The 12,412-nt window shown below is 28.5% G+C and carries 12 protein-coding genes; all 12 read left to right on the top strand.

All coding sequences use genetic code 11. From position 1 onward, the window contains the following. Window positions 1-665 (top strand): phage baseplate assembly protein V (locus FIA58_RS20950; RefSeq protein ID WP_243754722.1); only part of this gene is annotated, 665 nt, incomplete at its 5' end. A gap of 2 nt (window positions 666-667) precedes the next feature. Beyond that, complete coding sequence (locus FIA58_RS20945; protein WP_140964653.1) at window positions 668-2,173, top strand: DUF3289 family protein; 1,506 nt, start codon at window positions 668-670, stop codon at window positions 2,171-2,173. A 10-nt stretch (window positions 2,174-2,183) separates the two neighbouring features. Continuing rightward, window positions 2,184-2,624 (top strand): hypothetical protein, encoded by a 441-nt coding sequence (locus FIA58_RS20940; protein ID WP_140964652.1) that lies wholly within the window; start codon window positions 2,184-2,186, stop codon window positions 2,622-2,624. 22 nt (window positions 2,625-2,646) lie between these two features. After that, the gene (locus FIA58_RS20935) at window positions 2,647-3,828 is read left to right on the top strand and encodes a hypothetical protein (protein ID WP_140964651.1); all 1,182 of its coding nucleotides are present in this window, start codon (window positions 2,647-2,649) and stop codon (window positions 3,826-3,828) included. Window positions 3,829-3,831: 3 nt separating this feature from the next. Next, window positions 3,832-4,191 carry a hypothetical protein gene (locus FIA58_RS20930; RefSeq protein ID WP_140964650.1) on the top strand — a complete coding sequence of 120 codons (360 nt, stop codon included), beginning with the start codon at window positions 3,832-3,834 and terminating at the stop codon, window positions 4,189-4,191. 22 nt (window positions 4,192-4,213) lie between these two features. Beyond that, window positions 4,214-5,020: a hypothetical protein gene (locus FIA58_RS20925; protein ID WP_140964649.1), complete on the top strand. Its 807-nt coding sequence runs from the start codon at window positions 4,214-4,216 to the stop codon at window positions 5,018-5,020. Between the two features lie 24 nt (window positions 5,021-5,044). Further along, window positions 5,045-8,626 (top strand): PAAR-like protein, encoded by a 3,582-nt coding sequence (locus tag FIA58_RS20920; RefSeq protein ID WP_140964648.1) that lies wholly within the window; start codon window positions 5,045-5,047, stop codon window positions 8,624-8,626. Continuing rightward, window positions 8,595-9,506 (top strand): DUF3828 domain-containing protein, encoded by a 912-nt coding sequence (locus tag FIA58_RS20915; protein WP_165928975.1) that lies wholly within the window; start codon window positions 8,595-8,597, stop codon window positions 9,504-9,506. The genes FIA58_RS20920 and FIA58_RS20915 overlap by 32 nt, the downstream gene beginning before the upstream one ends. Before the next feature lie 5 nt (window positions 9,507-9,511). Further along, window positions 9,512-10,225, top strand: coding sequence for a hypothetical protein (locus FIA58_RS20910; RefSeq protein WP_140964646.1), 714 nt, complete (start codon window positions 9,512-9,514; stop codon window positions 10,223-10,225). An 11-nt stretch (window positions 10,226-10,236) separates the two neighbouring features. Beyond that, window positions 10,237-10,824 (top strand): hypothetical protein, encoded by a 588-nt coding sequence (locus FIA58_RS20905; RefSeq protein WP_140964645.1) that lies wholly within the window; start codon window positions 10,237-10,239, stop codon window positions 10,822-10,824. A gap of 10 nt (window positions 10,825-10,834) precedes the next feature. After that, entirely contained in the window at window positions 10,835-11,287 is a 453-nt protein-coding gene (locus FIA58_RS20900) for a hypothetical protein (RefSeq protein ID WP_140964644.1), read from the top strand. 176 nt (window positions 11,288-11,463) lie between these two features. Further along, the gene (locus tag FIA58_RS20895; protein ID WP_140964643.1) at window positions 11,464-12,225 is read left to right on the top strand and encodes a lysozyme family protein; all 762 of its coding nucleotides are present in this window, start codon (window positions 11,464-11,466) and stop codon (window positions 12,223-12,225) included. Window positions 12,226-12,412: the final 187 nt, after the last annotated feature.

Raw genomic sequence — 12,412 nt, 5'->3', positions numbered from 1 at the left:
AATTTGCATGGCAAGAAGGCAACACGCCATGGATACGCATGACCAATCCCCATTCAGGAGGAGGGAAAGGGATGTATTTTATTCCAGAAATAGGAGAGGAAGTGTTAGTTGCTTTTGAGGCAGGTAACGCTGAAAAGCCATTCATATTAGGAGCGATGTATAATGGAAATGAAAGTTCAGGTTATGCAACTTCAGGTAATGATATAAAAATAATACAAACACGTAGTGGTCATATTATAAAGTTTACAGAAGATGAAAGTATAATTATTACTGATAAAAGTGGAAATAAAATTCATCTAGACACAACAGGAAGTAATATAAATATAACAGCACCAAAAACCTTAAATATTCAGGCTACTGATATTAATATTTCTGCAAGTAATGATATTAATATAACTTCGGGTAATAATAAAATGGTTAGTGTTGGGGCTAATCAAATTGTTTCTGTAGGTAATTCAAACAATGTAAGTATAGTTGGTAATAATGCTTTAAATGTTGGAGGAGAAATGATGGAAACTATTATGGGAGATTTAAAATCGCATACAGAAAAGCAAAGGGTTATAAGTAGTGAAAAAGGTTATGAGGCTTCAAGTAATGGTTCAATCAATAAACATTCACAAAAAGAAATACAAAATAATAGCGGTGAAAAAGCTAAAGCTCATTAAAGATGACTAGGACTAGAATTGTAGGAGGAAAGTTAATCGAAACCACAGGAGGAGATTATAATATCTACACTAAAGAAAATATTGTCTATAGTGCAGCAACTACAATTACCGAAACTGGAGTAGAAACTGGAGTAAGTTACGGTGACCCACAAAGTCCTCCAGCAAGAAATGAATACTTTGTAAAAGGATGGTGGTCTTTAGATATTGAGGGAAATAAAGTTATAACTAATGCACTTCCTTCAATGTTAGTTTATTTTCATTTGGAAACAAAAAATATTGATAATGGAAATTCAATTCTTATAACACTTTACGAAGAAGATAATAGTGAGCCAGAAGAAACATCAAATCAAGATGATAAAATTACACTTATCAATTCAGCTACAAGAATAGAAACTATAGATAGTAAAGTGAATAATAATAAGGTTGTTATTCCACTAGAATTAAGTAAACTAGATAATTTTATAGAAGATGAGGTAGATAAGGTTTTAGAACTATATTTTAAATGTACTTATTTAAATGAATCTGCAAAATTTCCTTCAGCTGTAGATGATTATTTAAAAGTGGGACAAATAATTGCTGATAGGTATAAAATTCCAGGGTTAAATGAAAACGGATCCGATATAGCTAGTGATTTATGTTATGGCTTTGGAGTTAAAGACCCATTGCCAATTTACCCAACAAATACTGTGACTACATACAAATCAGAATATGAAAATTCAGGTTTTATAGAAAATGTGCATAATTTATTTATTAATAAATCTAATGAATCACATAAAGCTTTATATAGTAAAGAAGAATGTTACAGTACAAAATATACTCTAACAACAATACCTCTAATTGACTTAGATATAAATATTGCTACAGGCTTAGATGTTAGAGTTTTTGACACATTATCAGATGAGACCTTGTTTTGGGACTTTCAAGCGACTGCTTCACTTTATTTTGCAAGAGGTGTTTTACAAGGTAATTTAGAGAGAATGATTGCTAAATTTAAAGCCAACGAAGGAGGTATTTATGAAGATGAGGTATTGACTGAAGCTATCAAAAATAGTACGGTTACTCAAAAATATTGTGTAGATGTTGAAAAATATCTTTCCGAAAAAATTAAAGGAAACATTTTGAGTTTAGATAAACTGGAAGATAAAACACCTTATTTAGGCTCGTTTCAAAAAATAAGAGATGATAGAAGTCAAAAGAATAAAAATTTTTCAAGACCTATATATAATGAAAATAAAACAGAAGGATTAACTATTGCTTTAAATGATATTTGGGCAACACAAGTTTTAATTAAAGAGTTAAAAAATACAGGAAACAATTATACCTGTAAGTATGAAGTAATTCTTTGGGATCATTTTGGACTAGATCTACCAGACATGGAAAAAGTATTTAATATAATTCCAAGTGTAGGAGAGACTTTTGTTACATGGTTTATATTACAACATTTAAGAGGTTACAAACCTTTTGTAACAAAAATTAAGTTTGAAAAAGAATTTAACGGTACTTTCTAAGCAAATTGAAATGAAAAATATAATATTAATAGTAATAATTTTTACCACGATGTCCTGTAAAAAAGAAATAGCGTTTATAGCTTTAAAAAAGCATGTAGAAACAGGTGTTTATGATAGAGACGATGAAAGAAAAGGTAAAAAATATGTTTACCAAAGTGCCATAGTTGTAGATTTTCCAGAAAAAAAAGAAGAGCTAGAACCTTTATTATTGAATTATCATAAGAAAAGCATTGACTCTATTTTTCAAGATGAAAAGGTTATTAATTTTTTAACTACATTCTATGTTAAAAACAATAAGACATCTTATTTTATTGAAAATGCAGATGATCCAGGAGGTTTTTCTAGTGAAATTTTAATAGATTATTACAAGGAATTTGGAATTGCTGAAATCAAAACTAAAAGGTTAAGCAATTCAAAAGAGCTTCAAACAGAAGTTAGTTTTGTAAACTAAAAAAGTTGAAAATAAAGAAATAATGACAAGAACAAGAATAGTTGGAGGTAAAATAATAGAAACTACTGGTGGGGATTATAATATCTATACCAAGGAAAATATTATATATAGTGCTGCAACAACTATTACAGAAACTGGTGTTGAAAAAGGAGTTAGTTACGGAAAACCAATAACTTATACTTCTGAACAAAATCCAGAGGTTGAAGTTAAGATTATAAAGAATACTTTCCTGCCATTAGGATTGTCAAATTTTAAAGAAGTAGCTGAAAATAAAAGCATAAACATCGAAGTTAAAGCAAGAAATGCAAAAGCAGAAAATCTAACTTTTTACATTAAACATAATGGAACTATAGTTTTTTCAAAAAAAATAGATGAAACAATTAATCCTGGTGAAAAAATCACAATTCAATGGAATGGTTTTTCTGATTCAAAAATATATGACAGCTCTATTTTTACAGAAGGAGAACTAACTGCTGAGGTAACAGGTGCAAATGATAATGCAAAAGACACTTTTAAATCAAAATATAAAAGAGTAAAGTGGGTTGATGTAAAGATTGATAATAACACCATGATAATAGAGGTTACTTTAAGGGTTAATCTAAAAGATGGTGGAGCTATAGGAGATGCAGTTCCAAAATATTCGTTTTCAGATTTAGAAAGAATGACTTTAGAAGGATTAAATACTTATTGGAGCAGAAATAAAACAAGATTGACACTAATTCCATCTTCAGATTTTGTCACAATTAACGGACAACAATATTTGGTTACTGTGAACGCAATAAATTCAAGTCAAGATGCAATGGATGATATAAGTTTAATTTATAATAGTACAGCGGACTGGAAAAGGTCAAGTAATCCTGGTAGTGTAACAGGAGTTTTGTCTTTTTTTGCTAATATTTTTGTACCGGAAAGAGTAGTTTTTAATGCTCAACAAAGAGATGAAGAAAGGGATTTTAAACTTACCTCTGCTCACGAAATAGGTCATGAAATAATTAAAGCTTTTGGTGGTGATGGATATTCTTATAGTCATCAAGGAAGTTCAACATTATTAACACAACAGCAAAAAGAAAACCCATTACCAAGTACAGGTGAAAACAACTTGATGGAATACTATAGTGATGCTTATTATGATTACGATAGAACATTGGCAACGGAAAAAGATGTTTTAGGATTATTATGGTGCTCAATACTTAAAATAAAGTAAAGAATGAAAAAAATATTAATACTAATATTACTTATAAGTGTTACTTCATCTTGTGTTACCAGACTAAAAACCCCATTGATTGAGGGTAATGTTTATAATTCAAATAAGGAACCTTTAAAGGAAGTGGAAGTTTGCTTAAATAATGAATGTATTAATACAGATGAAAATGGCTATTTCTATTTTAAAAGAAAAACCAAAAAAGAATTTACAATGGTAGGATCAGAAACTCCTGCTGTTATATACAATCTTAGTGTTTCAAAAGTAGCATACAAAGACACTATTATATATTACAAAAACATATATGGAGGAGCAAACATAGGTTTAAAAGTAAAATATGATGCCATTATTTTAAAAAAAGAATAATACATAAAATAATTTAGTCTAAATGCCAATTAAGTCAAGCAGTACACATTTGATTAAGTCTAATTATTTTGAAGTTAAAAATGAGATAACAATTAAAAGTGCAGAACTTATAACCAAAGCTAAATCGACTTATGATATTGTTTTAAAAAAGAAACAAAATGAAAAGTATGATATTGAAATAAATAGATTTAAATTTTTGGTTAATGGTGGTGAAGTTGAAAATAAATTCCCATTAGTATCACATCTTTATTTTCAAAGTATTTTTCCTTTACAATTTTTTATTGAAAATGAGACACTTAAGCTTTCAAACTATAAAGAGATTCAAAATAGAATAGCAAAAATTGATAATATAATAATAGATAAATACAAAGGAGAAGGTATTCATTATATTAGAACCGCTTTTTTAAAACAATTTGAGGAAGTAGAGATAGCTAATGACTTTATAATAGGTTTAAATTTCATAAGCATAATAAACCTAACGTTAAAACGACATGTAAAAGAGGATCATTTCTATTTTAAATGGAAAATTCCTAGTGTAGGTGTCACTTTTTGGAAGTTAAAAATGGAAGATAAAAAAAAAGATTCAGTTTCATATAGTTCCAATGACGTTGATAAAAGTGAATTTTTGAAGGCTTTAAATGAATATAGAACTCAGAATAATTACAATAACCTTCAGGAAGAAGAGTTAAATGTAGAGAGTAGTTTTTTAGCTGCTATTCAATTTGAAAGTAATAGTTTAAATATAGTAGAAGCAAACACAAATTGTAGAATTAAGTTTGGAAAACATTTTGATTACCAAGAAAATATTTCGATAAAATCTGTACTTTAGTACAACTATAAAAACAAACAAACTATGGCAACACTAACTGATGAAGAAAGAGACGCTAAAGTAGAACAAAAACAACAAAAAACCGAGCAACAAGAGGCTGAAAAAAAAGAACAAAAAGAAGCCGAAAAAAGCGAACATGAAGACAAGTATTTTGTCGTTCATGGTGGAACTTGCGTTTGTGACAAAGCAGTTGATCCTTCAAAAGAAGCCGAAATTGTAGTTACTGTAAACCAACAGTTAGTTATTAATGAAGATAATAAAAAATTTGCAGCTACAGAAGAAGATAAAACATTAAAACCACCTGCAGCTACTTTTGGTAAATGCAAATTAAAACCATCAAATAGTGATTATTTGCCATGTGCTCCAGCTTTTGCTCCAAAATGGGAAAAAGCTTACGATAAAAAAACAGTACAAGGGAGAAAAATACTTACTGAACTCTCTACCTTACAATGCACAATAGGTGGAACTATTTCAATAAAGAAGCATGGGCAAGAAGATAGTGTTGTAAAAGAACATGCAGAAAATACAGACGAAGCGGAACAAGTTTTAATCAATCCAGCTGTTCCATTACCCGTTTTAAAACCAGAATATCCTAGTGTTTCAAGTATTGATTTAAAAACAATAACAGGAAGAACCGATTTTAAAGAAGTAAAATCAACAGGTTCAACAGTAAAAAAGATAAATGTTCGTGTAAACGAAGAAGTTACTTTCAATGCAAACCTTAAAAAAGGTAATACAAGACTTACATCATGGATAATTTACCAATTAAATGCAGGGAAAGTTGGAGAAAAACTGATTACTAGTGAACAAATTGGTACCACGTTTAAAAACACATTTCCAGCCTTAGGAACATACCGAGTAGAAGGCTATGGAAAACCAAAAACAGCCGAATTTGAAAATGGAAAATACAATAAAAATTATGCAGATTGCTCCATAGATGTAGAAGTTATAGTTAATAAACTTAACGGAACTTCTTTGCAAGCAAAAGATGGAGATAGTTTTACAAGAAAAAACAGTAAAAGTGAAAACAAATTAAGAAAAGGTTTTCCAGCTATTTTTGAAGCAAAATTCTTATTGGAACCCAATACAGAAGAAATTCAAAACTTAACTATGTTTGCTACCGATGGTTCTGGTAATGTTATTACATCAGGAACACAATCGGGTAATACTTTTTCATTTACTCCAGCTAATAGTGATGGGAAATATACTATTACTGCTATTTATACAAATCCAGAAGGTAAAATAGAAACACAAACCTTTTCAGCTACTACAGAAAGTGCATTTGTAAATGGGATTTCACATGGAGCTGAAGTTGTGCGTCCAGAAACACCTATGAGCTTTAAGGTTACCAATACCCAATTTAAAACTGGAAATCTTAATTCAGAGGAAGCCAATGCTGTAAAATGGAATCTTAATGGACAGATTGTAGGAAAAGGAAGTTCCATTACCATTCCAGGGAATCACTTTTTAAAAGAAGGTAAGTATGTAGTGGAAGCTTATGTTAAAACAGCTAATGCAACGGGTCCAAATGCAAAGAATGAAGAGGATGATTGGCATTTTGATGTTAAAAAGAATGATGTTACTAATATAGTTTATATTGGTCAACCAAAAGTTGGAAAAACCACCCAACTCAAAGCTGATAAATTTATCATGCCACCTATTGCAGGAGAAAAAGTAGTTTGGAATGTTTTTGGTAAAACACTTGAAAACTCAAAAAACATTTATCCAGTTATTGATATTACACCAGGATCTGCAAGAAAAGAAAATATTACTTGTAAAATAAACAATCAAAAAGGAGTTACTAAAAGTATAACCATTGTAGAAGCTGAAATAGTAAATGCCCACTTTACAGATAATAACAATATTAAAATAGAAAATGCTAGTTGGGATCAAAAGGTTAATATTCTTATAGAACAAAAACATCTTATAGGAGAAGAAATCAATATAGAAGTATTCGATTATGACTACATGAGTGGTAATGACTCTGTTTATAAAAAAAATATAAAAAAATTCGATGGAAAATTAATTTCTTTTAAGTTAGATAAAGCAATAAAAGAAAAAACAGGAACATGGGGAAAATTATTCTTCAAAATTACCGCTCCACATTTAACGTTAAAAAATGCTGATAAAAAGTATCCAGAAAGTGAGTTAAATGTCAAAGATGAGATTACCTTTTCAAATGTAATTTTAGGAGAAGAAGACGGTTCAAAGCAACATGCAATTGTAGATTATGATAAGGTAAGTTGGTTTTACGCTAATACAACAGGTATTAAAGAAGGAGAAGAACTAACTATAGAAATATGGGAATCCGTTTTTGGTTCAGATACTGATATGAAGCTTAATGCTAAAGCAAAAGTAGGAGAAGACGGAGTTTTAAAAGCAAAAATCCAATGGAATAAAATCCCAAAAATTAAAACACCAAGGAGAGTTTATGCACAAGTAAAAGACAAGGATGGAAAAGTCCTTTACGATGCAGATGGAGGAAGCAAATCGGAAACAGATTCTTCTTCAAAAAAATCAGGATATTTAGGTGGAGCAGCCAGTTTACTTTTTGTAGCTGCAGCTGTTTACATGGTTGATAATATGGCTGCTGTTTTAGTTGGAACTACTCCTTTAACTCAGGTGGAAAATTCTGATTGTGTTTGTGAAGAAAGAATTAGAGCTTTTATGAGAATGCTACGTGTTGGAGAAGGTACTGAAGGAGAAAGAGGCTATACAACTCAATATAGTGGTAGACAGTTTACAGACATGAGTAAACACCCTGAAAATGTTATTACAGCAGGTAATTATTCGTCTTCTGCAGCTGGAGCATATCAAATTATGAGATACACTTGGTGGTGGTTAGGAGGGGAGAAATTAACTAGTAATAATAGGAAAGCAGGAGTTTACGAAGAATATCATGATTATATCAAAAAATATAATATTCCAGATTTTAGTCAAGAATCTCAGGATAAATTATGTGTGATTATTTTAAAGCATAAAAGAGCTGGTAGCATTGAACTAATTACAAGTAATCAAATAAAAAATTCACTAGAAAAATACGGAAGTTATGAATGGGCTAGTTTGCCTCCTGGAAGATATGGTCAGCCAACGCAGACAATGCAAGTTGCTTTAGATAAATATGAAAAATTCTTAAAAGAAGAATTAGATGGCAAAAGTGATTTACATATTAAAAAAGGATTTTCTAAAGAATTTAATATTGTTTGTAATTGTAGCAGTCAAAATTCAAATCCAGTATTGATAAAAGAAGGTTATGATATTGATGCCGCAGTTAATTATATTGAATCTCATGCAGAACCTAGTTCTATCTCTGCATGTGCTAAATATGTTAGATTAGCAATTGAAGCTGGAGGTCTGAAATCTAATGCTTCACCTCGAAATGCATTAAATTATTTTGATATTTTAAAGGATTTAGGCTTTACTGAGCTTCAAACGACAAGTTATGTAAAAGGTGATATTGTAGTTTTTGATGCAGTACCAGGACATCAATACGGCCATATTGCAATGTGGACCGGAAGCCAATGGATTTCAGATTTTAAACAAAATAGTATAATAGTAAATAATGCGTATAATAATGGCAAAAGTTCAATTTTTAGATGGCAATAGAATAATTATGAGATACTTTCAATTAGTATTGCTATTAATTCTTTTACAATCTTGTAAACAAAATAAAGATAATTTTGATGTAAATGAATCTCAATTAAGTAATGTTGAAATAATTGAATCAGCAAATGATTCAATTATAAATACTATTAGTTCATTTTACACTTCTTATATATCAGAAAACGCAAAAGACATAGTTGATAAAAACTATTTGAAAGAATTAAAAAATAAGTATTTAGCAAAAAACTTAATTGTTAAATTAGAAAAAAGGAAATTAGATTATGATCCATTAGTTAATGCCCAAGATTATAATATAGATTGGTTAAATAATATCGAAATAACTAAAGACAAATTAGAAGTTGATACTTATAATGTTTATATAAATGATAATAACGTTGAAACTGATATTTCTTTGGTTATTAAAAAAGAAAGGAATCAATATAAAATCTATGATATAAATAATCTTCCCAATGAAATTACAAAAAGTGAAATTATAGAAAGTTATATTGAAATGGATATAACAGGAACTTGGAAAACAATATGTGAAGAAAATGAAACAAGTTTGCAAGCATTTGACTCTTCACATGGCTATTTAGATATTTATATGCAAAATGATTATGCAAGGGTTTCTGTAGATATAGATAATAATACAAATATTAAATATTCTGTTTTAACAGCTATTACTAGATATAATCGATTTGTTAATTGGATTGATATTTCACATGATAGTATTATATGCAAAATTAAATCTGTAGATGAAAATTCTATTGAAATAGAATGGTTGGGTTTCTACAATAATAAAACAAAAAAAAGAGAAATGATTAAAAATCCATTTGTAAATGAATCGGATAGCCATTCTGTCTCTTTAAATAAATGTGAATAATTTTAATGAAAAATAAAATATTATTTATTGCTATTTTAAGCATGTTTATCTCTTGTAAAGAGAATAAAAAATCAGATATTAACAACACAAAAGCTGTTGAGTTAAATGATGGTAATAGCACATTAGAATTGGATTCTTTTAAAGTCAATAACCCAGATACACTGATTTTTCAAGATGATAAATTGATAAGTAAAAGTGAGTTTACAATGTATGGTGATGGTGTTGCTAATTTAATTATAAATGAAGAAGTAATTATTTATAATCAAGATGAGTCAGTTTTTGGTAGAATATTTTTTTCTGAAGAATCAGAAAGTTTTATTATGGATAATTTTCCTAAAGAAATTAAAGCGCGATATTTTGTTCCAATTTTGGAGCAGTTTTATTTTGATGCAATCAGACCTGATAAAAATGATTCCTTTTTGAAAATATTCATTAATTCAGAAATTAAGAAAGTAAAAAAAGAAAAAGTTAACTTTAAATTTATTGACTGGGATAAATATATAAAAGAAAATTTTATTAACATTAGAAAGATTAATTCAAAAAGTGAATTAGATAAGAATACATATAAAGTTATAAAAATAGAAAAGGATTCAGCTTTAATAGAATCAATTTCTCTATCTGATTGTGATTTAATTGAAAATAGTGATAATAATGTTTCTAAAAAAATTAAATGGAAAGATGATAATCTTTTATTAATAAGTCTTTTTGAGTGTAATTAATTTGATAAGTTATGGATTTAATATATCAAGATAATAAAATTTCCTGTTATACAGATAAGGAAATAAGAGGTAATGGAATTGTGAATATTCAGTTATTAAATAATAAGTTTACAATATTAAATTTGAGTGGATCAATTTTTGAAGAATTTTTTTTTAAAGATAATGAATATACAATTAAGAATAACTTAAAGGAAATAATAGCTAGAAAAGTAATTTTAAATTTAGATTTTTTTTCTTTGGAATTTGATTGTAATGAAATTATAGAAGATGAAGAATTTATTTATATTTATTTGAATAGTGAATTGAAAAAAATTAAGAAATCTAATTATTTAATTAATTATTCAACATGGAATGATTATGTTAAAAATAGTTATGTAAAGATTTTAAAAGATAATTTATTAATTGTTAAAACTGATTATGGAGAAAAAGCTCTAAGCGATAGTGTAAATCATACATATAGAGTAGAATCTCTATTAGGAGATAGTTTGTTCTTAAAAACTACATCAACTGGATGTTGTAATTGTACAGAAAATATTGAAGGTTTTGTTAAGTGGAAAAATAATACTGAGCTCTTAGTAGATATTTGTATAATTGATTAAATATTTGAGCATGATGAATAGAAAAACAGTAATTAAAATATTTAGTTTTATTCTTGTTTTTATCTTTATTAATTGTAAGTCAGAATTAAAGGGAAAAACAATTTCTGAGGATTACAAAAGAGAAATAAATAATAATTCACACAAATATCAAGGAAGCTTTATTGTAACTGTTAAAACTGAAGCTACAACTACAGGAATGGCAAGTATAACCTATAATTTTATAATTTCTAATGATGAAGCTGAGTTAAAAATAACAAGTTATCATGAACCAATAAACTGTGATGGAAAATATAAGATACTTGAAAAGAATAATCATTTAGAACTTTATTATAAAGGAGAAACAGCTTATTGTAAAACGAAAGAACCAAATTTTAAATTGAAAAAGGATGATAAAAAATATTTCATGCAAGGATTAGGTGGTGAATCAACTTTTAATCAATGGGTTGAAATTGAAAAAAAATAATATTCTTTAAATTAAAATTTACCAAATTAATTTTAAATTAGGAAGACGGTTCAAAGCAACATGCAATTGTAGATTATGATAAGGTAAGTTGGTTTTACGCTAATACAACAGGTATTAAAGAAGGAGAAGAACTAACTATAGAGATATGGGAATCCGTTTTTGGTTCAGATACCGACATGAAGCTTAATGCTAAAGCAAAAGTAGGGGAAGACGGAGTTTTAAAAGTAAAAATCCAATGGAATAAAATACCAAAAATTAAAACACCAAGGAGAGTTTATGCACAAGTAAAAGACAAGGATGGAAAAGTCCTTTACGATGCAGATGGAGGAAGCAAATCGGAAACAGATTCTTCTTCAAAAAAATCAGGATATTTAGGTGGAGCAGCCAGTTTGCTTTTTGTAGCTGCTGCTGTTTACATGGTTGATAATATGGCTACTGTTGTTGTGGGAACGCAGGCTTTGAGTAAGAATGAAAATGAGAACAAAGTTTGTGAATGTGAAGCTAAAATAAGAGCATTCATGAGGGTAATAAGGATTGCAGAAGGTACAGGTGAATATATAAAAGGAACTAAACAAGTAAGAGATTCCCAATTAGGTTATACAACATGGTTTAGTGGAGCAGGTAATAATTTCACATTATCAGATGATCATCCTAGAGTTATAAATAGTAATAGCACAAATACCTTAAGATCATCTGCAGCAGGAGCTTATCAGATTATGAGTTGGAAATATGATGAACTAAATGGATATACAATTATATTTAAAGATGGTTATTTTCAAAAAAAATTACCCGAAGAATATAATGAAAGAAATGATAAAGCTAAAAAATATGATGCAAAAGGATTCTCCCAAGTGTCTCAAGATAGACTTTGTGTTATTATATTAAAAAGTATTAAAAACAAAAAAATAAGGTCTAATTTTATTATATTTACATATTAAGATTATACAAACAGCAAACAAACAAATAGATCATGGCAATAAGTACAAAGATAAGCATTAATATTGCGGGTGAAGCACTTACAAGATTTTCCAAGTTAGTTATTCAGCAGAAAGTACATACACATCATACTTTTTCACTGTTGCAACCCTTGCCAAAAGAGTTTATAGGTCAAGCAATAGATAAGGC

Source organism: Flavobacterium jejuense, from assembly GCF_006491595.2.
Taxonomy (GTDB): domain Bacteria; phylum Bacteroidota; class Bacteroidia; order Flavobacteriales; family Flavobacteriaceae; genus Flavobacterium; species Flavobacterium jejuense.
This window is presented reverse-complemented; position numbering and strand designations above follow the sequence as displayed.